The 22,850-nt window shown below is 67.1% G+C and carries 22 protein-coding genes; 8 read left to right on the forward strand and 14 right to left on the reverse strand.

Annotation, left to right across the window (positions count from 1 at the left end; genetic code table 11):
* Window positions 1–88 precede the first annotated feature (88 nt).
* Both aceF and lpdA read left to right on the forward strand, forming a co-directional pair.
* Window positions 89–1,768 carry a dihydrolipoyllysine-residue acetyltransferase gene (gene aceF, locus M1D55_RS15895; RefSeq protein ID WP_456282566.1) on the forward strand — a complete coding sequence of 560 codons (1,680 nt, stop codon included), beginning with the start codon at window positions 89–91 and terminating at the stop codon, window positions 1,766–1,768.
* 24 nt (window positions 1,769–1,792) lie between these two features.
* A complete protein-coding gene (gene lpdA, locus M1D55_RS15900; protein WP_456282567.1) occupies window positions 1,793–3,595 on the forward strand; it encodes a dihydrolipoyl dehydrogenase in 1,803 nt (600 codons plus the stop codon).
* A 134-nt stretch (window positions 3,596–3,729) separates the two neighbouring features.
* Here lpdA and M1D55_RS15905 read toward each other — a convergent pair whose 3' ends face one another.
* The 3 genes from M1D55_RS15905 to M1D55_RS15915 form a co-directional block, all read right to left on the reverse strand.
* Window positions 3,730–4,050 (reverse strand): helix-turn-helix domain-containing protein, encoded by a 321-nt coding sequence (locus tag M1D55_RS15905; protein ID WP_053821992.1) that lies wholly within the window; start codon window positions 4,048–4,050, stop codon window positions 3,730–3,732.
* Window positions 4,050–4,412 (reverse strand): type II toxin-antitoxin system RelE/ParE family toxin, encoded by a 363-nt coding sequence (locus M1D55_RS15910; protein WP_456282568.1) that lies wholly within the window; start codon window positions 4,410–4,412, stop codon window positions 4,050–4,052. The genes M1D55_RS15905 and M1D55_RS15910 overlap by 1 nt, the downstream gene beginning before the upstream one ends.
* Window positions 4,413–4,694: 282 nt before the next feature.
* Window positions 4,695–5,270, reverse strand: a complete 576-nt coding sequence (locus tag M1D55_RS15915) for a phasin family protein (RefSeq protein WP_043439695.1) — start codon at window positions 5,268–5,270, stop codon at window positions 4,695–4,697.
* 577 nt (window positions 5,271–5,847) lie between these two features.
* Here M1D55_RS15915 and M1D55_RS15920 point away from each other — a divergent pair.
* The 3 genes from M1D55_RS15920 to pbpG all read left to right on the forward strand — a co-directional run bounded on the left by M1D55_RS15920 (window position 5,848) and on the right by pbpG (window position 8,855).
* Window positions 5,848–6,723: a DMT family transporter gene (locus M1D55_RS15920; protein WP_456282569.1), complete on the forward strand. Its 876-nt coding sequence runs from the start codon at window positions 5,848–5,850 to the stop codon at window positions 6,721–6,723.
* 52 nt (window positions 6,724–6,775) lie between these two features.
* Window positions 6,776–7,222, forward strand: a complete 447-nt coding sequence (locus M1D55_RS15925; RefSeq protein ID WP_006578414.1) for an acyl-CoA thioesterase — start codon at window positions 6,776–6,778, stop codon at window positions 7,220–7,222.
* A gap of 403 nt (window positions 7,223–7,625) precedes the next feature.
* The gene (gene pbpG / locus M1D55_RS15930; RefSeq protein ID WP_083492544.1) at window positions 7,626–8,855 is read left to right on the forward strand and encodes a D-alanyl-D-alanine endopeptidase; all 1,230 of its coding nucleotides are present in this window, start codon (window positions 7,626–7,628) and stop codon (window positions 8,853–8,855) included.
* Window positions 8,856–8,985: 130 nt separating this feature from the next.
* On the opposite strand, the gene M1D55_RS15935 is transcribed toward pbpG, so the two are convergent.
* A complete protein-coding gene (locus tag M1D55_RS15935) occupies window positions 8,986–10,398 on the reverse strand; it encodes an FAD-binding oxidoreductase (protein ID WP_064573300.1) in 1,413 nt (470 codons plus the stop codon).
* Between the two features lie 117 nt (window positions 10,399–10,515).
* Window positions 10,516–11,301, reverse strand: coding sequence for an IclR family transcriptional regulator (locus M1D55_RS15940; RefSeq protein WP_006578410.1), 786 nt, complete (start codon window positions 11,299–11,301; stop codon window positions 10,516–10,518).
* 251 nt (window positions 11,302–11,552) lie between these two features.
* On the opposite strand from M1D55_RS15940, the gene M1D55_RS15945 reads away from it, so the two are divergent.
* The 3 genes from M1D55_RS15945 (at window position 11,553) to M1D55_RS15955 (ending at window position 14,023) form a co-directional block, all read left to right on the forward strand.
* The gene (locus M1D55_RS15945) at window positions 11,553–12,278 is read left to right on the forward strand and encodes a (Fe-S)-binding protein (RefSeq protein WP_006578409.1); all 726 of its coding nucleotides are present in this window, start codon (window positions 11,553–11,555) and stop codon (window positions 12,276–12,278) included.
* Window positions 12,279–12,341: 63 nt separating this feature from the next.
* Window positions 12,342–13,754 carry a LutB/LldF family L-lactate oxidation iron-sulfur protein gene (locus M1D55_RS15950; RefSeq protein WP_064573302.1) on the forward strand — a complete coding sequence of 471 codons (1,413 nt, stop codon included), beginning with the start codon at window positions 12,342–12,344 and terminating at the stop codon, window positions 13,752–13,754.
* Window positions 13,751–14,023, forward strand: a complete 273-nt coding sequence (locus tag M1D55_RS15955; protein ID WP_456282570.1) for a hypothetical protein — start codon at window positions 13,751–13,753, stop codon at window positions 14,021–14,023. The genes M1D55_RS15950 and M1D55_RS15955 overlap by 4 nt, the downstream gene beginning before the upstream one ends.
* 182 nt (window positions 14,024–14,205) lie before the next feature.
* On the opposite strand, the gene M1D55_RS15960 is transcribed toward M1D55_RS15955, so the two are convergent.
* From M1D55_RS15960 to M1D55_RS16000, 9 genes are all read right to left on the reverse strand, one after another.
* On the reverse strand, window positions 14,206–15,000 hold the full coding sequence (locus tag M1D55_RS15960) for an ABC transporter ATP-binding protein (RefSeq protein ID WP_006578408.1): 795 nt from the start codon (window positions 14,998–15,000) through the stop codon (window positions 14,206–14,208).
* Between the two features lies 1 nt (window position 15,001).
* Entirely contained in the window at window positions 15,002–15,898 is an 897-nt protein-coding gene (locus M1D55_RS15965) for an ABC transporter permease (RefSeq protein WP_023263787.1), read from the reverse strand.
* Window positions 15,899–16,097: 199 nt separating this feature from the next.
* Window positions 16,098–17,069, reverse strand: coding sequence for an ABC transporter substrate-binding protein (locus tag M1D55_RS15970; protein ID WP_232205754.1), 972 nt, complete (start codon window positions 17,067–17,069; stop codon window positions 16,098–16,100).
* 226 nt (window positions 17,070–17,295) lie between these two features.
* Window positions 17,296–18,354, reverse strand: coding sequence for an aldo/keto reductase (locus M1D55_RS15975; RefSeq protein ID WP_456282571.1), 1,059 nt, complete (start codon window positions 18,352–18,354; stop codon window positions 17,296–17,298).
* 87 nt (window positions 18,355–18,441) lie between these two features.
* Window positions 18,442–19,476: a quinone-dependent dihydroorotate dehydrogenase gene (locus M1D55_RS15980; protein ID WP_456282572.1), complete on the reverse strand. Its 1,035-nt coding sequence runs from the start codon at window positions 19,474–19,476 to the stop codon at window positions 18,442–18,444.
* Between the two features lie 194 nt (window positions 19,477–19,670).
* Window positions 19,671–20,423 carry an arginyltransferase gene (locus M1D55_RS15985; protein ID WP_006577461.1) on the reverse strand — a complete coding sequence of 251 codons (753 nt, stop codon included), beginning with the start codon at window positions 20,421–20,423 and terminating at the stop codon, window positions 19,671–19,673.
* Window positions 20,424–20,469: 46 nt separating this feature from the next.
* Window positions 20,470–21,219 carry a leucyl/phenylalanyl-tRNA--protein transferase gene (gene aat, locus M1D55_RS15990; RefSeq protein WP_064573309.1) on the reverse strand — a complete coding sequence of 250 codons (750 nt, stop codon included), beginning with the start codon at window positions 21,217–21,219 and terminating at the stop codon, window positions 20,470–20,472.
* Window positions 21,220–21,308: 89 nt separating this feature from the next.
* On the reverse strand, window positions 21,309–21,893 hold the full coding sequence (locus M1D55_RS15995) for an NUDIX hydrolase (RefSeq protein ID WP_006577459.1): 585 nt from the start codon (window positions 21,891–21,893) through the stop codon (window positions 21,309–21,311).
* 87 nt (window positions 21,894–21,980) lie between these two features.
* Window positions 21,981–22,838, reverse strand: a complete 858-nt coding sequence (locus M1D55_RS16000) for a LysR family transcriptional regulator (protein ID WP_456282573.1) — start codon at window positions 22,836–22,838, stop codon at window positions 21,981–21,983.
* Window positions 22,839–22,850: the final 12 nt, after the last annotated feature.

Consider the following 22,850-nt stretch of genomic DNA (forward strand, 5'->3'; position numbering starts at 1 on the left):
CGGGGCGCCGCGGCGTGACAAGGCACGTGCGTCAAAGTAATCTCGACGCTTCGTTGTCACGCGCGCCGTCCTGTCCAGGAGACACTGAATGAGTCAAGCGATTGAAATCAAGGTGCCGGATATCGGCGACTACGACGCCGTTCCCGTCATCGAAGTCCACGTGAAGCCGGGCGACACGATCAACGCCGAGGATGCGCTGGTCACGCTGGAATCGGACAAGGCGACGATGGACGTGCCTTCGCCGCAGGGCGGCACGGTCAAGGAAGTCAAGGTCAAGGTCGGCGACAACGTCGCCGAAGGCTCGGTGCTGGTGATGCTCGACCCCGCGGGTGCCGCCGCTCCCGCACCGGCTCCGGCGGCTGCCGCCCCGGCCGCTGCGCCCGCCGCGGCTCCGGCACCAGCACCTGCACCGGCTCCCGCCGCCGCGCCGGCGCCTGCCCCGGCCGCTGCCGGCGGCGGCACCGTCGAGGTCAAGGTGCCCGATATCGGCGACTACGAAGGCGTGCCGGTCATCGAGGTCCACGTGAAGCCCGGCGACAGCGTCAATGCCGAGGAATCGCTGATCACGCTCGAGTCGGACAAGGCCACGATGGACGTGCCGTCGCCATCGGCCGGCGTGGTCAAGGAAGTCAAGGTCAAGGTCGGCGACAACGTGTCCGAAGGCACACTGATCGTGATCCTGGAAGGCGCCGGTGCTGCTCCGGCTGCTGCTCCCGCTCCCGCGCCTGCCGCGGCACCGTCTCCCGCGCCGGCCGCTGCCGCGCCGGCCCCAGCAGCGGCTCCGGCTGCCGCTGCGGCCCCTGCGCCGGCTCCGGCGGCACAGGCCGCGCCGGCCGGCGTCAGCGGCAAGGCCGCGCATGCCAGCCCGTCGGTGCGCAAGTACGCGCGCGAACTCGGCGTCGACGTGTCGCGCGTGCCGGGCTCCGGTCCGAAGGGCCGGATCACCCATGAAGACGTGCAGCGCTACGTCAAGGGCGTCATGACCGGGCAGGCCGCTGCGCCGGCGCAAGCGGCCGCTGGTGCCGGCGGCGGCGAACTCGGTCTGCTGCCGTGGCCGAAGGTCGATTTCACCCGCTACGGCGAGATCGAAAGCAAGCCGCTGTCGCGCATCAAGAAGATTTCGGGCGCGAACCTGCATCGCAACTGGGTGATGATCCCCCACGTGACCAATCACGACGAGGCCGACATCACCGAGCTCGAAGCGTTCCGCGTGCAGCTGAACAAGGAATACGAGAAGCAGGGCGTCAAGGTCACGATGCTGGCCTTCATGATCAAGGCCACGGTCGCCGCGCTGAAGAAGTTCCCGAACTTCAATGCCTCGCTCGACGGCGACAACCTCGTCCTGAAGAAGTACTTCAACATCGGCTTCGCCGCCGATACGCCGAATGGCCTGGTCGTGCCGGTGATCAAGGACGCCGACAAGAAGGGCGTGATCGAGATCGCGCAGGAGATGGCGGAACTGGCCAAACTGGCGCGCGAGGGCAAGCTCAAGCCCGACCAGATGCAGGGCGGCTGCTTCTCGATTTCGTCGCTCGGCGGCCTCGGCGGTACCTACTTCACGCCGATCATCAATGCGCCGGAAGTGGCCATCATGGGCGTCTGCAAGTCGTATCAGAAGCCGGTCTGGGACGGCAAGCAGTTCGTGCCGCGCCTGACGCTGCCGCTGTCGCTGTCGTGGGACCACCGCGTGATCGACGGCGCCGAGGCGGCCCGCTTCAATACCTACTTCGGTCAGCTGCTGGCCGATTTCCGCCGCATTCTGCTGTAAGCGGCCCGGCCACAGGAGCAAAGCATGATTGTGATCGAAGTCAAGGTGCCGGACATCGGCGATTTCGACGCGGTAGAGGTGATCGAGGTGCTGGTCAAGGCCGGCGACACGATCGAGCAGGAGCAGTCGCTGATCGTGCTGGAGTCGGACAAGGCCAGCATGGACGTGCCGTCGTCGGCGGCCGGCAAGGTCGTCGAGGTCAAGGTCAAGGTCGGCGACAAGGTCGCCAAGGACACGGTGATCTGCACGGTCGAGGCGCAGGCCGCGGCGGCAGCGCCAGCGCCGGCGCCCGCGGCGGCTCCGGCTGCTTCGAGCCCGGCTGCGGCGCCCGCGCCCGCGCCGGCAGCATCGCCGGCACCGGCACCGGCTGCGGCGACGCATGCCGGCGGCGCCGACATCCAGTGCGAGATGCTGGTGCTGGGCGCCGGCCCTGGCGGCTATTCGGCGGCGTTCCGCAGCGCCGACCTCGGCATGAACACCGTGCTGGTCGAGCGCTATGCGAGCCTGGGCGGCGTTTGCCTGAATGTCGGCTGCATCCCGTCGAAGGCGCTGCTGCATAACGCGGCGATCATCGACGAGGCCAAGGCGTTGGCCGCGCACGGCATCGTGTTCGGCGACGCGAAGATCGATCTGGACGGGCTGCGCAAGTACAAGGAATCCGTGGTCGGCAAGCTGACCGGCGGCCTCGCCGGCATGGCCAAGGCGCGCAAGGTGCAGGTCGTGCGCGGCATCGGTACCTTCCTCGATCCGCATCATCTCGAGGTCCAGGAAACCGGCGGCGACGGCAAGGATCCCACCGGCAAGAAGACGGTGATCCGTTTCGACAAGGCCATCATCGCGGCCGGCAGCCAGGCGGTGAAACTGCCGTTCATCCCGGAAGACCCGCGCATCCTCGATTCGACCGGCGCGCTGGAACTGCGCGAGATCCCCAAGCGCATGCTGGTGATCGGCGGCGGCATCATCGGGCTGGAAATGGCCACGGTCTACAGCACGCTGGGCGCCAGCATCGATGTCGTCGAAATGCTCGACGGCCTGATGCAGGGCGCGGACCGCGATCTGGTCAAGGTCTGGGAGAAGATGAACAAGCATCGCTTCGACAACGTGATGCTCAAGACCAAGACCGTCGGCGTCGAAGCCAGGGCCGATGGCATCTACGTCAAGTTCGAGGGCGAGCAGGCCCCGGCGGAGGCGCAGCGCTACGACCTGGTGCTGGTGTCGGTGGGCCGTGCGCCCAACGGCAAGCGGATCGGCGCGGAGAAGGCGGGCGTCGCGGTGACCGACCGCGGCTTCATCGACGTCGACAGCCAGATGCGCACCAACGTGCCGCATATCTTCGCGATCGGCGACATCGTCGGGCAGCCGATGCTGGCGCACAAGGCCGTGCATGAGGCCCACGTGGCCGCCGAAGCCGCGCACGGCGAGAAGGCGTACTTCGATGCCAGGCAGATTCCGTCGGTGGCCTATACCGATCCGGAAGTCGCGTGGGCTGGTCTGACCGAAGAACAGTGCAAGGCGCAGGGCATCAAGTACGGCAAGGGCGTTTTCCCGTGGGCCGCTTCGGGCCGCGCGATCGCCAACGGCCGCGACGAGGGCTTCACCAAGCTGCTGTTCGACGAGGAAACGCACCGCATCATCGGCGGCGGCATCGTCGGCACGCATGCGGGCGACCTGATCGGCGAAGTGTGCCTGGCGATCGAGATGGGCGCCGATGCGGTCGATATCGGCAAGACCATCCACCCGCACCCGACGCTTGGCGAGTCGATCGGCATGGCAGGCGAGATCTACGAGGGCGTCTGCACGGACGTGCCGCCGCCGCGCAAGCGCTGAGCGGCCGGTTGTAGCAGTACAGGAGCAGGGCCCGCCGGGATGGCGGGCCTTGTTTTACTTGAGAATGCAATTAACCGCCATTATTTTCGAAATACAGATATAGCTGCGCTGGAGCTGACAAGTGCGGGGCGCGGTCAGGCTGTAACGAAAATTCCTGCGGCTGCCGACTGGCGAGCCGGCCGAACCACGATTTCCACGTGCTGATCGAGCGAGACGAGCGCCTGCATCAGGCGCTCCAGAGAGATGTTGTCGAGTTTGTAGCGCCGGATCTGCGACACCTTTGGCTGGCTCATGCCGACGATATGGGCGGCTTCGACCTGGCTGAGCCCTCGCTTGTCGATCACTTCGTTGACTTTGACCGCCAGCAGCGCTTTTGCCGACAGTTCTTCGGCATCGGCAAATCCGAGGTCGGCCAACACATTGTCCGTGCCTGTTCGAGTGCGATTGCATGGCATCACGATCTCCCGCTTTTTCCGTATCTGGCGAGCACCGCCTTCAGCCGCTTCTCGATCAAGGCGATATCCGGTTGCGGCGTGGCGATGCCCGACTTGGACTTTTTCTGAAACGCGTGCAGCACGTGGACTGCGTTGCCGACGCAGACCGTGTATACGGCCCGGAAGGTATCGCCGCAGTGATCGTCGACCAGTTCGTACACGCCCGAACCCAGGCCCTTCCACGGCTTTGCTGAAGGAGGCGTGCGCCCCAACTGCACGACGAACAGGGCTACCCCCATGCCTTTTTGAACCGGAATGGGGAATGCTTTGAAGTCCTTTTTCGAGGAGCCTTCCCAATACAACAGCTTGCGTTCGTCGGGCACGAATTATACCTGTTCGGATATAAATCGCAAGCGACGGATGCACCAGCCGCCCTGGCGTCACCATGACAAACTGACTGCGAAGCGCAACCGGATCGCCTTGCGAAAGGCGGCGATGATAGTTGCGATGCGGCGTCCGAACGTTGTACGACTGTGACGATCCCGGGCTGAAGTTCGAATGCGCTAATTGCGGTGCCAGAGGCAATAAAAAGCCCGGCATCAATGCCGGGCTTCGGAGGTCAGCGTCGACCGGGTGCCCCGCGAGCGGGGCACCGTTCAGCGCGATCAGGCTGCGGTGGTCTTCTTGCCAGCGGTGCGGGCGGTGGCGCTCGCTTGCTGGGCGGCCTTGGTCGCGGCGGTGGCGGCCGCCTGGAAATTGCTTTCGGCGATTTCGACGGCTTGCTTGGTGGCCTTCTGGACCGACTCGTAGGCGTTGTTGGCGGCCGAGATGGCCGACTTCACGATGGCCACGGTCGATTCCGAACCGGCCGGGGCGTTCTTGGCGAAGTTGTCGACCAGGCTTTGCACGTTGCGCGAGCTTTCGGCCAGCTGGGCCTCGGCGACGCGGGTGAATTCCGACTGCGTGTCGGCCGCGATTTCGTACACGTGGCGGCTGTAGGCGACGGCCTTTTCGGCGACCGGCTGGATCAGCGAAACCTGCAGCGCCAGCAGTTCCTGGGCGTCGCGGGCGGTCAGCGTGCGCTTGGCGTGCTCGACGTTTTCAGCCAGCGTGGTCTTGACCACTTGCATGTTCAGCTCGACCAGCTTTTCCACGCCTTCGAAGGCCTTGGTGGTCAAACCGAACAGGGTTTCCAGATTGGCTTTGTGGGCGGCGGCAACTTGTTCGGGGGTAAAGGACATGCTGGTCTCCATCAAATGAAGTCGAGTTCAAGCGAACTCAAAAAATAGGTCGCCTAGATGTCAAGGCCGTGACGTTGCGGTGGCCAGCCCAGGCGCGTGAATGGTTTGTGCGTGCGCTCCAACGACTCGATTTGGCCGGCCGGAAACCGTCTTTTCGATTCATGGTGCGTCGCAACAATTCCGTATTGTATGGACCATGTTTGGTGTGTCAAGCGGTTTTTGTGCATCGCACAACCGGTCTGGGGTAAACCCCCGGGCCGCTTCGCCACATTGCGACTGCCCGATCACCTTTGCGGCCTCCGGCGACGTGACGAACTGGCCGGTGCTACCATCGCGCATTCCATTCAACGCATGGCCGGGCAGGGCGATATGCCTGACCGCCGCGCGGCCCGCCCGTTCCGCCCTTGTTGCCGATGTCCCGCCAAGCCTCCCGCAGCCGTTTTGTCCGCATCGCGATTCCATTGCGTCCCAATCCGTTCGACATCGGCGCACCCATGAAGGGGCGTGCGTGAGGCCGGCGTCAGAGGCCAGCGCGGGCCGAACCGCGTCAGACGGCACCAATGCGTGGCTGGTGTCGATGCCCTGGCTGTTCGTGCTGATCTGGAGCACCGGCTTTATCGTCGCCAAGTACGGCATGCCGCATGCCGAGCCGATGACCTTTCTGTTCCTGCGCTTTGCCGGCGTGGTGGTGCTGATGGTGCCGTTCGTCGTGCTGGCGCGCGTGCCGCTCCCTCGTCGCGATGGCCATGTGGATTGGGCCATGATCGGGCGCATTGCGCTGGCGGGGCTGCTGTTGCAGACCGGCTATCTGGGCGGGGTCTGGGCCGCGGTCAAGCTCGGCATGCCGGCCGGCATGGCCGCGTTGATCGTCGGCATGCAGCCGCTGCTGACGGCGCTGATTTCGCTGCGTCTCGGCGAACGCCTGCGCGGCTGGCAGTGGCTGGGCCTGCTGCTCGGCATCGTCGGGGTCGGCCTGGTGGTGGCCGGCAAGCTGTCGGCCGGCGCGGCGACGCCGTTCAGCGTGCTGCTCGCGGTCGGCGCCTTGCTGTCGATCACCGTCGGCACGCTGTATCAGAAGCATCGCTGCCCGGTGTTCGATCTGCGCATGGGGTCGCTGATCCAGTTCACCGCGGCGGCGCTGGCCTGCCTGCCTTGGATGTTCCTGTTCGAGACGCGCAAAGTCGACTGGAACCTCGAGATGGTCGGCGCGCTGGCCTGGTCGATCGTGGCCCTGTCGATCGGCGCGATCTCGCTGCTGTTCGTGCTGATCCGGCGCGGCGCCGCCACCAGCGTATCGAGCCTGATGTACCTGACGCCGCCGACCACCGCCGTGATGGCCTGGCTGTTGTTCGACGAACGCTTTCCGCCGATGGCCGCGGCCGGCATGGCGCTCGCGGCGGCCGGCGTCGCGCTGGTGATGCGCGGCGCAGCGGCGCCGTCGCGCCGCGCTTGACCGGCCCCTCCGCAACCCTCCTTCCGCTCACCGTTATTGCTCTTTCCCCGCCATGAAGCCGCAAGCCCAGACCCGCGACTGCTATCGCCACTTCCTGCCGATCACGACGCGTTGGATGGACAACGATGTTTATGGCCACGTCAACAACGTTGTCTACTACAGTTATTTCGACACCGTGGTGAATCGCTACCTGATCGAGCGCGGCGTGCTCGACATCGAGGCAGGGGACACCATCGGGCTGGTCATCGAGACGCAGTGCAACTACTTCGCCTCGCTGAGCTTTCCCGAAACGGTGATCGCGGGTCTGCGCGTCGCGCGGCTCGGCAACAGCAGTGTGCGCTACGAGGTGGGGCTGTTTCGCGAGGGCGATGACAGCGCCGCCGCGCAGGGGCACTTCGTGCATGTCTACGTCGACCGCCAGACGCGCCGCCCGGTCGCCTTGCCCGAGCCGTTGCGCAAGGCACTCGAGCCGCTGCTGGTGGCGGCTGTGGATCGGTAGGGAGCGTGAACGTGAGCGCGCGCAGGTGCCGTACCGGCCTGTCCCTGGCGCCCGGTATCGGGGGCAGGGCAGCCGGCGCGCCGCGCGGCGAATGTTGCGGTGCGGATGTGAACCGGAACGCGGTTCCGCGCGTTGCTGATCCAGATGACGCGGCCGACTTTGCGCCGGCCACTCAATTTCTCGCCAGAACTGACGTTAGTAAGGCATGCGCGTGCGCAGGGCGGAAGATTGCCGGGCCGGGAGGCCGCGTCATGCAGATTTTCATGTGCTGCAAGCGTCTTATTTTTCGTATTACGGAAATGTCTGTAATCGAAGCTTTAAGTCCGCTGTGTAAGTCATTAATCTTGCTAACAAATTCTTTTTTTTCTACACTGGCGCCATTCCCGATGCGCGCCCGAGAATCATGTCCCGGTTCGACCTCCCATTCCTGAGATTTCTCGGCACCCTGCCTCTGCCCTCGGTGGCAGCGACCATGCTGGTGTCGGCGGCGCTGATTGCCGCGCCCATGGCGGAGGCGGCGAGTAAGTCGTCTAAATCCGCTAAAAAGACCGAAAAGGTCGTCAAAGTCCAAAAATCCTCGGCTAAATCGTCGAAGTCCACCAAGTCCGCCAAGGCCGGCAGCGTGTCGAAGCGCTCGACGGTGGCCAAGACCGGCAGCCGCAAGGTCATCGTTTCGAAGAATGGCAAGCGCAAGGTCATTCTGGTCCAGCGTCAGGCCGCCCCGGTGCGCGCCGCCTATACGCCGCCGTCGCGCCCGTCGCTGGGCGAGGCGCTCGGACTGCGCGATACCGACGATGCGCTGTCGCTGCGCTCCAGCGTCGCCCTGGTGATGGACCAGAACACCAACGAAGTGCTGTTTCAGAAGAACGCGGCCGCGGTGCTGCCGATCGCTTCGATCACCAAGCTGATGACCGCGCTGGTGGTGATGGACGCACGCCTGCCGATGGACGAGGTGCTGACCATCACCGAAGAGGACCGCGACACCGAGAAGCACAGCAGCTCGCGTCTGCGCTTCGGCACGCAGCTGACGCGGCAGGAACTGATGCTGCTGGCCCTGATGTCGTCGGAAAACCGCGCCGCCTCGGCCCTCGGCCGCCACTATCCGGGCGGGCTGCCAGCCTTCGTGCAGGCGATGAACCGCAAGGCCCGCGAACTGGGCATGAACGACTCCCACTTCGTCGATTCGAGCGGGCTGTCGAGCAGCAATGTCTCGTCGGCGCTGGACCTGGCCCGGCTGGTCAAGGCGGCCTATCGCAATCCGACCATCCGCGCGTTCTCGACGCAGACCGAGCATGAGGTCAACGTGCTTGGCCGCACCCAGCACTACGTCAGCACCAATCGCCTGGTGCGCGGCGGCAACTGGGACATCGGCCTGCAGAAGACCGGCTTCATCTCGGAAGCGGGGCGCTGCCTGGTGATGCAGGCACGCGTCGGCGGCCGCGATGTGGTGATGGTGTTCCTGGACTCGTCCGGCAACCTGACGCGCTTTGCCGATGCCAACCGCGTGCGCGACTGGCTAGAGCATTCGCCGCCGTCGGCGCCGAACCGCTTCCCGAGCACGCCGAACCTGACGCAAGGTCCGGCCAACTCGCCGCATTACGTGCTGACGTCGCAGCAGGCTCGCGGCATCTGAGCTGGCCTGAGCTGAGCTGAACCGAACCGCAGGACGCAAGCCCGTTCCGCAACGAAAGACGCGCCCCTCGAGGGCGCGTCGTCGTTTCCGGGTCGGCCAGGCGGTCAAGCAACCGGCGAGGTTCAGCCGATCACAGCAGCTTGCCCGGATTCATGATCCCCGCCGGATCGAGCAGCCGCTTGATGCCGACCATCAGCCGCAGCTCGAGCGGATCCTTGTAGCGGTGGAAATACTCGCGCTTGAGCTGGCCGATGCCGTGCTCCGCGCTGATGCTGCCGCCATGGCGCATCACCTCGTCCAATACCTCGGCCGTGACGGCCTCCCCGTGGATCGTCGCCCACTCCTTCGGTGCGCCCGCGGGGCGCGACAGGTTGTAGTGCAGGTTGCCGTCGCCGAAGTGGCCGAACACGAAGGGGCGGATCGCGGCGTCGAGCCGCTGCAGCCGTGCCTCCATCCGCGCCATGAACACCGGGATCGATTCGATCGGCAGCGAGATGTCGTGCTTCAGATGCGGGCCGTCGGCGCGCTGGGCTTCGGAGATTTCCTCACGCAGCTTCCACATCGCGTGGACCTGGCTCAGCGACGCCGATACCGCGGCGTCGAGGCACAGGCCCTGTTCCAGCGCGTCGCCGATGGTCGCTTCGAGCAGCGAATTCAGTCCCGCCTCGTCGGTGGTGTCGGCCAGTTCGACCAGCACATAGGCCGGATGGCGGTCGGCGAAGGGCTCCTGCACGCCTTCCGCATGCGTCAGCACCAGATCCAGGCAGGGGCCGGTGAAGAATTCGAAGGCCTGCAGCCGTGCGCCGCAACGCGAGTACAGCAGCGAGAACAGCTGCAGCGCCTGCTGCGGCGATTCCACCGCGGCCAGCACCACGGCGCGTTGATCGGTGCGCGGCAGGAGCCGCAGCGCGACCGCTGTGATGACGCCCAGCGTGCCTTCGGACCCGATCAGCAGTTGCTTCAGGTCGTAGCCGGTGTTGTCCTTGCGCAGCGTGCGTAGTCCGTGGAAGACCTCGCCGTCCGGCAGCACCGCTTCCAGTCCGAGCACCAGCTCGCGCGCCATGCCGTAGCGGACCACGTTGACGCCGCCGGCATTGGTGGCGAGGTTGCCGCCGATCTGGCACGAGTCCTCGGCGGCCAGCGACAGCGGCAACTGGCGGTCCGCGTCATGGGCGGCGCGGCGCAGATTGCCGAGAATGCAGCCGGCCTCGGCGACCATCGTGTTGGCGATGGTATCGACCGAGCGGATCGCGTTCATCCGGTCCAGGCTCAGCACCACGTTGGCGGGGCGATCGTCGGGCGTCGCGCCGCCGCACAGGCCGGTATTGCCGCCGCGCGGCACCACCGGCACGCGCCACTGCTGGCACAGCGCCAGGCAGCGCGCGACTTCGTCGGTATTGCGGGGCCGGACCACGGCCTGGGCATCGCCCCGGTAGATTCCGCGCCAGTCGCTGAGCCAGGGCGCGATCGCCTGCGCATCGGTGGTCACCACATCGGGTCCCAGCGCCTCGAGCAGGCGCGGCAGAAAACCGGAGTCTTGCATCTCGTCGTGTGCTGTCTGTCGAAATCGGGAAGGGCGCGGCGCGTGGCGTCGCGCTCCGGGGCGTGGCGTGCGGGGCGGCGGAAGACTGCGCGCCCCTACACGCGCCCCTACACGTCGCTACACGTCGCTATCGGCGGTATAGCCCATGCCGCGCGAAATCTGCAACGCCGTTTCCTTCAGGTTCTGCAGCCAGCTGTCCTGCAGGCGATCCGCCGGGGCCGACAGCGACAGGCCCGCGACCAGCCGGCGCGAGTCGTCGTAGATGCCCGCCGCGATGCAGCGCACGCCGAGTTCGAGCTCCTCGTTGTCGCGCGCATAGCCGTTGGTGCGGACCCAGTTCAGCTCACGCTCCAGCTTCGACAGGTCGGTGATCGAAGTACGGGTATGTCCGGCCAGGCCGGTGCGGGTGGCGTAGTTGCGCACCCGTGCGACCTCGTCCGCGGCGAGGAACAGCTTGCCGACCGAGGTCAGGTGCAGCGGGGCGCGGCCGCCGATGGCGCGCACCACCTGCATGCCGGAGCGCTCGCTGTAGGCGCGTTCGATATAGACGATCTCGTCGCCCTGGCGCACCGACAGGTTGACGGTCTGGCCGGTGACGCGGTGCAGCGCGCGCATCGGTGCCAGCGCCGCCTCGCGTACCGACAGCCGGGCCTTGACCAGATTGCCCAGTTCCAGCAGCCGCATGCCGAGCCGGTAGCTGCCCGGATCGGAGCGGTCGACGAAGCGGCACGCGACCATGTCGTTGAGGATGCGGTGCGCCGTCGAGGGATGCAGACCGGTAGCCTGGGAGAGTTCCTTCAGACTGACCGGATCGGCATGCCGCGCGAGCGCATCGAGCAGCGTCATCATCCGCTCGATCACCTGGATCGACGTCTTGCCGGGTTCCTTTTCTGCTTCAGCCATGGGGAAATTGTTGCCATGCGGCAAATTAAGCGACTGCCTGATTCTATCTCGCATCGTGAAAATTTCAATACGTGAAATGTCATAGTCGGGCATTCTGCACATCCATGCGCCCCAGAATGGGGCGCCAAAAGGCCCCGGAAGGCCGGCGGCGGCCGACAAAAGCGCCGGTGGCGGCGCGCCGCAGTGGCGGAACCGCTGCGCAAAAGCGCATAATTGCGAGGTTTTGGGTCTGGAAAAAGGTAGGAATCCCCATGCGAGTCGGTCTGTTCGTCACCTGTCTGGTGGACCTGATGCGGCCGGAGATCGGCTTTTCGGTACTCAAGCTGCTGGAGAAGGCCGGCTACGAGGTCATGGTCCCCGAGGCCCAGACCTGCTGCGGCCAGCCGGCCTATAACTCCGGCGAGCGCGCCGCCTCGCGCGACCTGGCCGAGAAATTCCTGCGCGAGTTCGAGATGTTCGACTACGTCGTGGTGCCGTCGGGCTCCTGCGGCGGCATGATCCTGCATCACTACGGCGACCTGCTGCGCAACGATCCCGAACTGAACGGCCGCTACGAGCGCCTGCGCACGCGGGTCTACGAGCTGACCGACTTCCTGGCCAATGTCGCCCGCATCGACTCGCTGGACAGCAATTTCGCCGGCCACGTGACCTACCACGATTCGTGCTCCGGGCTGCGCGAACTCGGCGTCAAGCAGCAGCCGCGCGCCTTGCTCGGCAAGCTGCCCGGCGTGCAGCTGACCGAGATGAAGGACTGCGAGGCCTGCTGCGGTTTCGGCGGAACGTTCGCGGTCAAGTACGGCAATATCTCGACCGCCATCGTCGACGAGAAGTGCGCCAATATCGCGGCCAGCGGCGCCGAGGCGGTGGTGCTCGGCGACCTGGGCTGCATCCTCAACATCGAAGGCCGGCTGCGCAGGACCGGCGATACGCGCACCCGCGTGCTGCATATCGCGCAGGTACTGGCCGGCGACGCCTGATCGCCGCATCCCCGATCCCGGCATTCCCGCATCGATCGCGCACCACGCAAGAGGCCACCACGCATGCAAGTGCACAGCATGGAATTCAAGGCGCGCGCCGGCCAGAAGCTGGCCGACCAGCGCCTGCAGCAGAACCTGAAGAAGCTGTCGACCAAGTTCGTCACCGCGCGCGCGGCCGCGATCGAGGACATCGACTTCGCCGCCACGCGGGAGGCGCTGAAGGAGCGCCGCGACCGTGCGCTCGCCAATCTGGACGTCTGGCTGGCGACCTTCGAGGAGAACGCCACGCGCCGCGGCGCCACGGTGCTGTTTGCCGAGACGACCGCCGACGCGGCAAGGCTGGTCGGCGAGATCGCGCAGCGTCACGGCGTGCGCAAGGTCATCAAGAGCAAGTCGATGGTGACCGAGGAGATGCGGCTCAACGAGGTACTCGGCGAGCTCGGCGTGCAGAGCATCGAGACCGATCTCGGCGAATACATCCTGCAGATCAACGACGCCGAGCCGCCGTCGCACATCATTGCGCCGGTGGTGCACAAGGACAAGGACGAGATCGCCGACCTGTTCGCCAAGGTCCATCAGAAGCCGCGGCTGACCGAGATCCCGGACATGACGCGGGAAGCGCGCGAGGTGCTGCGCCCCGAGTTCCTGTCGGCCGATATGGGCGTGACCGGCGGCAACTTCCTGATCGCGGAAACCGGCTCGGTCGCGGTGGTGACCAACGAGGGCAACGAGGGCATGTGTACGGTGATGCCGCGCGTGCATGTCGCCGTCACCGGCATCGAGAAGGTGCTGCCGACGCTGGAGGACCTGGCCACCGTGATGCGGCTGCTGCCGCGCTCGGCGACCGGCCAGGCGATTTCGAACTATTTCTCGCTGCTGACCGGCCCGCGCGCGCCCGGCGAGCAGGACGGCCCCGAGCACATGTACTTCGTGCTGGTCGATGGCGGCCGCACCGGCCTGATCGGCGGCGACTTCCAGGAGATGCTGCGCTGCATCCGTTGCGGCGCCTGCATGAACCACTGCCCGGTCTACCAGAAGATCGGCGGTCATGCCTATGGCTGGGTCTATCCCGGGCCGATGGGCAGCGTGCTGACGCCCAGCTATGTCGGCCTGGGCAACGCGATCGACCTGCCGCAGGCGGCCACGCTGTGCGGCGAGTGCAACCGCGTCTGTCCCGCCTCGATCCCGCTGTCGGACCTGCTGCGCAAGCTGCGCGAGAAGCAGATGGAGCGCGGCATGCGGCCGTGGCAGGAGCGCTGGGCGCTGCGCGCCTGGGGCTATGTCGCCAAGCGGCCGGGGCTGTATGCGCTGGCCACGCGACTGGGGGCCAGTGTGTTGTCGCGCATGGGCCGCAACGACGGACGCATCGCCAAGCTGCCGCTGGGCGGCCGCGGCTGGACCGATACGCGCGACATGCCCGCGCCCAGCGGCCGTACCTTCCGCGATCTCTACAAGGAAAGGAGGGCGAAGGCATGAGCGATGCCGCCAACCAGGCGCCGTTGCGCGCGATGCGAGAAGCGCTGGACCGCCATCGTGCCGGTACGTTGCCCGCCGACGCCTTGGTGCGCGTGTGGCGCGAACAGGCGCCGGCACTGACGCTGCCGCCGGTATTCGGCCAGGCGATGGAGGAACTGCTGCGCCGCCTCGAGATGTCGGCGGTGTTTGCCCAGGACAGCTGCTCGTTTTCCAGCTCCGCGGTGACGGACCAGCTGGAGCGCTGGCTCGCGAAGGCGGCGACGGCCTGAGTGCTGAGCCCCTGAGCCCCTGAGTTCCCATCCACACGGCAACAAAAAAACCCCGGCCAAGGCCGGGGTTCGTTTTGCCAATCCACATTGTCGTCCCCGCGCATGCGGGGACCCAGTGACTTTTAAAGCCGCTGGATTCCCGCATGCGCGGGAATGACGTTGGTCGCGCCGCAGGGGCGAAATCAGCCCAGCAGCAGCGCGTCGTCGTCCAGCTGCTCGTGCCGGCTGCGCTCGAACATGCGCAGCAGGTCCGGCACGTCCAGGCCCTTGCGTTCGTCGCCCGACACGTCGAGCACCACCTGGCCCTGGTGGAGCATCACGGTGCGCTGGCCGTAGTCCAGCGCCTGCCGCATGCTGTGGGTCACCATCATCGTGGTCAACTTGTTTTCCTCGACGATGCGGGCGGTCAGCTCGAGCACGAAGGCCGCGGTCTTCGGGTCCAGCGCGGCGGTATGCTCGTCGAGCAGCAGGATGCGCGAGGGCTGCAGCGATGCCATCAGCAGGCTGACCGCCTGGCGCTGGCCGCCGGACAGCAGGCCGATGCGGTCGGTCAGCCGGTTTTCCAGCCCCAGGTTCAGCAGCCGCAGCTTGTCGCGGAACAGCTCGCGCGACGAACGGTTCAGCGCCGGCCGAAAACCCCGGCGCGAGCCGCGCGCCATCGCCAGCGCCATGTTTTCCTCGATCGTCAGCGCCTCGCAGGTGCCGGCCATCGGGTCCTGGAACACGCGGGCGACCAGCGGCGCGCGGTCCCAGGCGGGCTTGCGCGTGACGTCGTTGCCGTCGATCGTGATGGTGCCGGCATCGACCATCTGGTCGCCGCTGATGGCGTTCAGGAAGGTCGACTTGCCGGCGCCGTTCGAGCCGATCACGGCGACGAACTGGCCCGACGGAATCTCCAGGCTCAGCCCGCGCAGCGCGCGCGTCTCGATCGGCGTGCCGGGATTGAAGGTCAGCTTCAGGTCTTGTGCGCGCAGCATGTCAGCCTCCATTCGCCTTGCGGCCGAACAGCTTCTTGCGCGTGGCCGGCAGCACCAGCGCGACCGTCACCAGCAGCGCGGTGACCAGGTTCAGGTCCTGTGCCTTCAGGCCGATGAAATCGCTGTTCAGCGCCAGCGCGATGAAGAAGCGGTAGAGGATCGCGCCGAGCACCACGGCCAGCGTCGTCAGAATCAGCCGGCGGGCCGGCAGGATCGTCTCGCCGATGATCACCGCGGCCAGGCCGATCACGATCGTGCCGATGCCCATCGAGATGTCGGAGCCGCCCTGAGTCTGCGCGAACAGCGCGCCGGCCAGTGCGACCAGCGCGTTCGACAGCGCCATGCCGGCCAGCGTGGCGCGGCCGGTGGCGATGCCCTGCGCGCGCGCCATGCGCGGATTGGCGCCGGTGGCCCGCATCGCCAGCCCGAGCTGCGACGAGAAGAACCAGTCCAGGCCGAGCTTGGCGACGATCACGATGACCACCAGCACCAGCGGGCGCAGCATGAAGTCGGGCAGCCATTCCGGCTGCAGCACCGTGAACATCGTCGGCTCGGTGATCAGCGGCACGTTGGGCCGGCCCATGATCCGCAGATTGATCGAGTACAGCGCGATCATCATCAGGATCGACGCCAGCAGGTCCATGATCTTGAGCCGGACATTGAGCCAGCCGGTGATCAGGCCGGCGATCGCGCCGGCGACGATGGCCAGCGCCGTGGCGAGGAACGGGTCCTGGCCCATCGCGATCAGCGTGGCCGCGACGGCTCCGCCCAGCGGAAAGCTGCCATCGACGGTCAGATCGGGGAAATTGAGGATGCGGAAGGAGATCAGCACCCCGAGGGCGACGAGGCTGAAGATCAGGCCGATCTCCAGCGCGCCCAGAAGGGAGAAGAGGGACATGGTGAATCCTGTTGCGGTATGCGCGCCCGCCGGTGGCCGGGCGTGCTGACTGGCGCGGCGGCCGCCGGCGGATCAAGCGCCTGGGCGGGCCGCAGGCTGCAACCAGCGGCGTCGGCGCGTGGCCGGGTAGGGCGTGGCGCCGGCCAGCCGCCCGCTGCGCGGCGTGCCGGCAGCCGGGCGGCGGGTCGTCATGGCGTCATTACTTGATGACCTGCTTGGCTTCCTTGATCAGGTCCTGCGACAGCGTCACGCCTTGCTTCTCGGCGGCCGTCGTGTTGACGAACAGCTCCAGCTTGTCGCTGGTCTCGGACGGGATCGCGCCCGGCTTCTCGCCCTTCAGGATGCGCACCACGATCTTGCCGGTCTGCACGCCCAGATCGCCGTAGTTGATGCCCAGCGCCGCGATCGCACCGCGCTTGACGCTGTCGGTATCGGCGGCCACCAGCGGCACCTTCGATTCGTTGGCGACCTTGACCAGTGCCTCGTAGGCCGACACCACGTTGTTGTCGGTATTCGTGTAGATCACGTCGACCTTGCCGACCAGGCTCTTGGCCGCCGGACCGATATCGACGGTACGCGGCGCGGCGGCTTCCTTCAGCGTCAGGCCTTCCTTGGCCAGCAGTGTCTTCAGTTCCTTGACCACCACGACCGAGTTGGCCTCGCCCGGGTTGTAGACCATGCCGACGGTCTTGGCCTTGGGCACCACGCGCTTGATCAACGCGACCTGCTTGTCCAGCGGCAGCTTGTCGGACACGCCGGTCACGTTGGTGCCGCTGGCCTGCCAGCCCTTGACCAGTTGTGCCGCGACCGGGTCGGTGACGCCAGAGTAGACGACCGGCACGGTCTTGGTCGAGGCGACCACGGCCTGCGCGGCCGGCGTCGCGATCGCGACGATCGCGTTCGGCTGGTCGCCGACGAACTTGCGGGCGATCTGCGCGGCGGTGCCGGTATTGCCCTGCGCGCTCTGGTATTCCCACTTCAGGTTCTTGTCCGCGTCGTAGCCGGCCGTCTTCAGTTCTGCGCGCACGCCGTCGCGGATCGCGTCCAGCGCGGGGTGATCGACGATCGAGAGCACCTTGACGGTCTGCGCGTTCACCGCGCCGCCGTGCAGCAGGGCCAGCGCAACGGCGCCGGCCAGCAGGGTCTTGGTCGAAGTTTTCAGCATGGTCATGGTCGAATCTCCCCTCGAATATTTGGTTGTGGGTTTCGTTCGGGTCGGCCGCCCCTGTGCCTCGGTGGTTGCAGTGGATCGCCGGCCGGCGCGCGCGGTTCGCGCACCTGCCGCGGGGCGGCGTCAAGCCCGCGAGGATACCACTTCCCCGGCCCGCGGTGCCTTGTTGCGGCGCGGTGTCGAACCCCCACCGAGGTCGGGTTTCCGGGCCGATCCACTGGACGTGTTATTGCGCCGGATTATGAATCTCGGCGTGGATCCGCTCGATGCCGGCCAGCACCTCATCGGGCAGCCGCACGCCCCAGGCATCGATGTTTTCCTGCAGCTGCGCCAGCGTGGTCGCACCGATGATCGTGCTGTGCGCGAACCAGCGCGAATAGCACCAGGCCAGCGCCAGCGTGGCCGGCGACAGGCCGTGCGCGCGCGCCAGCTCGACGTAGCGCGCGCTGGCCGCCAGCGTCTCGGGGCGCAGATAGCGCGGGCTCCAGTCGGCCGGGAAGCGCGTCAGCCGGCCCTGCGCCGAGGCGTCGAAGGTGGGCTGCGCGGTGTTGACCTTCAGGTATTTGCCAGTCAGCTGGCCGAACGCCAGCGGGCTGTAGACCAGCAGGCTGACGCCGGTGCGGTAGCAGGCTTCGTCCAGGCCCTGCTCGAAGCTGCGATTGACCAGGTTGTAGGGGTTCTGCACGGTCGCGATGCGCGGCAGCCCGTGCAGCTCCGCCTGCTTGACGAATTCGGCGATGCCCCACGGCGTTTCGTTCGACACGCCGACGTAGCGGATCTTGCCGGCGCGCACCAGCTGGGCCATCGCATCGAGCTGCGCGGCGATGCTGGTGCAGGCGCGCTCGCGCGACGGATCGAACTGCTTCTGGCCGAAGATCGGCGCGTTGCGGGCGGGCCAGTGGATCTGGTACAGGTCGATGTAGTCGGTCTGCAGGCGCTTCAGCGACTCGTCGACGGCGGCGCGAATGCTGTGCGGCGTCAGGTCGCCGCCGTTGCGGATCCACGGCATGCGCGCCGGGCCGGCGACCTTGGTGGCCAGCACGATGCGGTCGCGCGGCTGGCGCTTGAGCCAGCTGCCGACGATCTGCTCGGTGCGGCCATAGGTCTCGGCGCGCGGCTTGACCGGGTACATCTCGGCGGTATCGATGAAGTTGATGCCGCGCGAGAACGCATAGTCGAGCTGCTGGTGGCCCTCGGCCTCGGTGTTCTGTTCGCCGAAGGTCATCGTGCCGAGGCAGATGCGCGAGACCTGCAAATCGCTCTGGCCTAGTCGGATCGTTTCCATGCGGTATTCCTTTGAATGGGGCGGGACGAAAGCGACGGGCGCATCAGCGGGCCGGCAAGCCCGCGTCAGGCGCGCATCGAGCGGACATCAAGCGCGCAGCGCGGCGGCGCATTCCTTGACCAGCGCCGGGCCGCGGTAGATCAGCCCGGTGTAGAGCTGCACCAGCTGCGCGCCCGCGTCGATCTTGGCGCGCGCTTGCGCGCCGTCGAAGATGCCGCCGACGCCGACGATCGGCAGCGCGTCGCCGACCACCGCGCGCAGCGCGCGCACCACCGCGGTCGACGCATCGAACACAGGGCGGCCCGACAGGCCGCCGGCTTCGTCGGCGTGCGGCAGGCCCTTGACGGCCTCGCGCGAGATCGTCGTGTTGGTGGCGATCACGCCGTCGATGCGATGGCGGACCAGCGCGTCGCCGATATTGCCGATCTGGTCGGCGTCGAGATCGGGCGCGATCTTCAGCGCCAGCGGCACGTAGCGCCGGTGCTGGTCGGCCAGCCGCTGCTGCGCGGTCTTCAGCGCGGACAGCAGGCCGTCGAGCTCGCTCGCCCCCTGCAGCTGGCGCAGGTTCTTGGTATTGGGCGACGAGATGTTGACGGTCACGTAGCTCGCATGCGGATAGACGCGCTCCAGGCAGTACAGATAGTCGTCGACCGCGCGCTCGATCGGCGTGTCGGCGTTCTTGCCGATGTTCAGCCCCAGCACGCCGCCTTCGGCCTTCCAGCGCGACGCGTTGACGTTCGCGACGAAGGCGTCGACGCCGCCGTTGTTGAAGCCCATCCGGTTGATCAGCGCCTTTGCCTTCGGCAGCCGGAACATGCGCGGGCGCGGATTGCCCGGTTGCGGGCGCGGCGTCACCGTGCCGACCTCGATGAAGCCGAAGCCGAACGCGGCCAGGCCGTCGATATAGGCGCCGTCCTTGTCGAGACCGGCAGCGAGTCCGACCGGATTCGGGAAGCGCACGCCCATCACGGTGCGCGGATCGTCGTCGATGCGGTTGCCGACGCAGCCGGCCAGTCCAAGGCGCTGCGCGCGGCGCAGATTGTCGAGAGTCAGATGGTGAGCGTCCTCGGCATCCATCGAGAACAGGGCGGGACGAAACAGGGGATAGAGCGCGTTGAGCACGGCGGAAATCGGGGCAGGGAAGGACAGAGAATCGGGGCAGGGAACCGGTACCGGGCGACCTGTCGGAGAGCGGCGGGCAGTACCGGAATGCACCGCGGGCGGATCGCGGCGCGGTCAGGGCGATATTGTAACGGCAGCGGCGCTTGGGACGCCGGCAGTCCGCCAGCGCCAGGCCGGCGCGGGGGCGTGCGCTTTCAGGCGGCGTCGGCCTCGAACGGCCGCCACTGGTTGCCGACCAGCACCTGCAGCGGCTGGAAGCGCGCCTTGTAGGCCATCTTGCGGCTGTTGGCGATCCAGTAGCCGAGATAAAGGTGAGGCAGGCCCAGTTCGCGGGTCTGCTCGATCTGCCACAGGATGTTGTAGGTGCCGTAGCTGGTCTTGGGCTGCAGCGGATCGTAGAACGTGTAGACCGACGACAGGCCGTCGTCGAGCACGTCGATCATGCTGACCATCCGCAGCTTGCCCGGCTCGGCGGCGTCCGCCGGATCACGGAATTCGACCAGCCGCGAATTGACGCGGCTCTGCAGCAGGAACTGTTCGTACTGGTCGCGGCTGTCCTGGTCCATGCCACCGCCGGCATGGCGCATCGACTGGTAGCGCAGATACAGCGCGTAGTGTTCCTCGACGTAGGTCAGCGGCGCGACCAACGCCTGCAGATGGCGGTGGCGCTGCCAGGCGCGGCGCTGGCTGCGGTCCGGCTCGAACTGGTCGACCGCCAGCCGGCACGGCGTGCAGGCATGGCAATCGTCGCAATACGGGCGATAGGTGAAGACGCCGCTGCGCCGGAAGCCGGCGCGGACCAGGCGGGAATAGACGTCGGCATTGATCAGGTGCGCGGGGGTGGCCACCTGCGAGCGGGCCATGCGGCCTTCGAGATAGCTGCAAGCGTAGGGCGCCGTTGCATAGAACTGCAGCGCGGAAAGGGGCAATTCCTTGAGCTTGCTCATGATCGGGTGCTGCCGTCGGGTGCTGCCGCGGTCGGAGCGCGAGGCGCTAGCGTTCAGCGTCGCGCGCCCGTGTCCACCATTCGAGCACCGTCTTGTCGAACCGCCAGGGCACGATCTGCGGCTGCGCGGTCGCCGTGCGCAGATGCGCGACGAACTCGCTGCGCGGAATCGGCCGCGCGCCCAGCGAGGCGAGGTGCTCGGTTTCCTGCTGGCAGTCTATCATCGTCACCCCGTGGCCGGCGAGGAAGCCGCACAGCGCCGCCAGCGCGATCTTCGACGCGTCCGTGCGGCGCGCGAACATCGACTCGCCGTAGAACATGCGGCCGAGCGCCACGCCGTACAGGCCGCCGACGCGCTCGCCGCGGTACCAGGTCTCGACCGAATGGGCCATGCCGCGCGCGTGCAGCGCGCCATAGGCCTCGACGATCTCCGGCGTGATCCAGGTGCCGTGCTGGCCCGCGCGCGGGGTCTCGGCGCAGGCGCGCATCACCGATGCGAAATCGTCGTCCACGCGGATCTGCCAGTCGTTTTCGCGCAGCACGCGCTTGAGCGTCTTGCGCAGGCTCAACGAGACCCGCAGCGCAGCCGGGTCGAGCACCATGCGCGGATCGGTGCTCCACCACAGCACCGGCTGGCCCTGCGCATACCAGGGAAAGATGCCATGGCGGTAGGCCAGCAGCAGGCGCTGCGGGGTAAGGTCGCGGCTGGCGGCCAGCAGGCCGGGGGCTTCGGAGTCGGGGCCCAGCGCGGCATCGACCGGGGGAAACGGATCGTGCGGGTCGAGCCAGGCGATCATGCGCGGGCGGGGGCGGGGGCGAACCAGCGGTTGAACCGGGAGGGGGCGGCCTTGGTGGGCATGGCGGGCCGTGGCGGCGTGCCCTGCGTTCAGGGCTCCACCGTCGCGCGCGCCGACAGCGGCCGCATCGGCTTGTCGATATCGAGCGTATGCAGCCGGAAGCTGCCGTCGGCGATGCGGCCGGCGGCGCGGTCGGCGAAGAAGCAGCGCAGCGTGTGGATCACCGTGGGGAAGGCCAGCTCGTCCCAGGGCACGTCGGCCTCGTCGACCAGCTTGACCTCGAGGCTTTCCTCGCCCGGCGCGATATCGAGATCTTCCAGCCTGGCCAGATAGAACAGATGGACCTGATGCACGTGCGGCACGTTCAGCATCGAGAACAGCTCGCCGATCTGCACGCGGGCGCCGGCTTCCTCCAGCGTCTCGCGTGCGGCGGCCTGCGCGGTGGTCTCGCCGATCTCCATGAAGCCCGCCGGCAGCGTCCAGAATCCGTAGCGGGGCTCGATCGCGCGCTTGCACAGCAGGATCTTGTCTTCCCAGACCGGAACCGTGCCGACCACATTGCGCGGATTGACGTAATGGATGGTGCCGCATTGATCGCAGAGATGGCGCGGCCGGTTGTCGCCATCGGGAATGCGCAGCACGACCGCATGGCCGCAGTTCGAGCAGAATTTCATGGATTCGGTCCGGGAGGAATGGGCGCAGTTTATCACCGGGCCCGGGGGCGTCAGGGCGATCCCGAACGACGGCGCCGCACAGGCAGCCTAGCCGCGCACCGCGCTGCGGAACGCGGCACCGAGCGCGGCCAGCGCATCCCGCGGCCGGCCGTCCCTGACGCGCGAATGCAGCACGATCGGCAAACGCGGCAACTCGGGCAAACCCAGGCGGGCGCCTACCTCGAGCGCGCCGAACGGAAGCATGCGCGGCGCCAGCGCTGCCACGCCCAGCCCCGCCATCACCGCCGCGCCCACGGCCGCGACGCCGCCGCCGACAAAGATCTCCTGCCAGGGCACGGCTGCCGCATCGAGGCACTGCGCCGCCATCGCGCGCACGCCGCACGGCTCGGCCAGCGTGGCAAGCGGCAGCGGCTCGTCTGCCCGATGCTGCCAGCCCGGAGCGGCGAACCAGCCGAATTTCTCTTCGGCCAGCACTTGCCCGTCGCTGCGCCCCGCATGCAGCCGGACGATCACCGTATCGAGTTCGCGGCGGTCGAAGCTCTGCAGCAGTTCGCCCGACGAACCGATGCGGATCTCGATCAGCAACTCCGGATCCTGGGCATTCATGCGGGCGATCAGCGTGGGCAGCTCGGGCCCGGCGACATGGTCGCTGATGCCGATGGTCAGCCGCTGGCGCCCGCCGGCCAGAACAGACAACGCGCGATCGTGCGCTTCCAGCAGTTCGCGGGCGTGTTCCAGAAACGCCGCTCCGCTCGCGGAAAGCTCGACGTAGCGGGGCGTGCGCTCGATCAGCCGGAAGCCCAGCCTGTCTTCCAGCCGTTTCAGTTTCAGGCTGACCGCGGCCTGCGTGGTTTGCATCGCTTCGGCGGCCAGCGTGAAGCTGCCAAGCTCGGCGATGCGGACAAAGGCCTGGACGGCATCGAGATCCAGAGGCCGGCTCTTCATTTCAATCTCTTA

It is taken from the genome of Cupriavidus sp. JZ107 (assembly GCF_053903255.1).

What these genes read in the sequence shown, in the direction of transcription:
- M1D55_RS15975 (WP_456282571.1), bottom strand. Translation starts at nt 18,354, where the DNA reads ATGGAAACGATCCGACTAGGCCAGAGCGATTTGCAGGTCTCGCGCATC.
- pbpG (WP_083492544.1), top strand. Translation starts at nt 7,626, where the DNA reads ATGTCCCGGTTCGACCTCCCATTCCTGAGATTTCTCGGCACCCTGCCT.
- aat (WP_064573309.1), bottom strand. Translation starts at nt 21,219, where the DNA reads ATGATCGCCTGGCTCGACCCGCACGATCCGTTTCCCCCGGTCGATGCC.
- M1D55_RS15970 (WP_232205754.1), bottom strand. Translation starts at nt 17,069, where the DNA reads ATGACCATGCTGAAAACTTCGACCAAGACCCTGCTGGCCGGCGCCGTT.
- M1D55_RS15960 (WP_006578408.1), bottom strand. Translation starts at nt 15,000, where the DNA reads ATGCTGCGCGCACAAGACCTGAAGCTGACCTTCAATCCCGGCACGCCG.
- M1D55_RS15925 (WP_006578414.1), top strand. Translation starts at nt 6,776, where the DNA reads ATGAAGCCGCAAGCCCAGACCCGCGACTGCTATCGCCACTTCCTGCCG.
- M1D55_RS15945 (WP_006578409.1), top strand. Translation starts at nt 11,553, where the DNA reads ATGCGAGTCGGTCTGTTCGTCACCTGTCTGGTGGACCTGATGCGGCCG.
- M1D55_RS15950 (WP_064573302.1), top strand. Translation starts at nt 12,342, where the DNA reads ATGCAAGTGCACAGCATGGAATTCAAGGCGCGCGCCGGCCAGAAGCTG.
- M1D55_RS15985 (WP_006577461.1), bottom strand. Translation starts at nt 20,423, where the DNA reads ATGAGCAAGCTCAAGGAATTGCCCCTTTCCGCGCTGCAGTTCTATGCA.
- M1D55_RS16000 (WP_456282573.1), bottom strand. Translation starts at nt 22,838, where the DNA reads ATGAAGAGCCGGCCTCTGGATCTCGATGCCGTCCAGGCCTTTGTCCGC.
- aceF (WP_456282566.1), top strand. Translation starts at nt 89, where the DNA reads ATGAGTCAAGCGATTGAAATCAAGGTGCCGGATATCGGCGACTACGAC.
- M1D55_RS15965 (WP_023263787.1), bottom strand. Translation starts at nt 15,898, where the DNA reads ATGTCCCTCTTCTCCCTTCTGGGCGCGCTGGAGATCGGCCTGATCTTC.
- lpdA (WP_456282567.1), top strand. Translation starts at nt 1,793, where the DNA reads ATGATTGTGATCGAAGTCAAGGTGCCGGACATCGGCGATTTCGACGCG.
- M1D55_RS15920 (WP_456282569.1), top strand. Translation starts at nt 5,848, where the DNA reads ATGCCCTGGCTGTTCGTGCTGATCTGGAGCACCGGCTTTATCGTCGCC.
- M1D55_RS15940 (WP_006578410.1), bottom strand. Translation starts at nt 11,301, where the DNA reads ATGGCTGAAGCAGAAAAGGAACCCGGCAAGACGTCGATCCAGGTGATC.
- M1D55_RS15995 (WP_006577459.1), bottom strand. Translation starts at nt 21,893, where the DNA reads ATGAAATTCTGCTCGAACTGCGGCCATGCGGTCGTGCTGCGCATTCCC.
- M1D55_RS15955 (WP_456282570.1), top strand. Translation starts at nt 13,751, where the DNA reads ATGAGCGATGCCGCCAACCAGGCGCCGTTGCGCGCGATGCGAGAAGCG.
- M1D55_RS15915 (WP_043439695.1), bottom strand. Translation starts at nt 5,270, where the DNA reads ATGTCCTTTACCCCCGAACAAGTTGCCGCCGCCCACAAAGCCAATCTG.
- M1D55_RS15905 (WP_053821992.1), bottom strand. Translation starts at nt 4,050, where the DNA reads ATGCCATGCAATCGCACTCGAACAGGCACGGACAATGTGTTGGCCGAC.
- M1D55_RS15935 (WP_064573300.1), bottom strand. Translation starts at nt 10,398, where the DNA reads ATGCAAGACTCCGGTTTTCTGCCGCGCCTGCTCGAGGCGCTGGGACCC.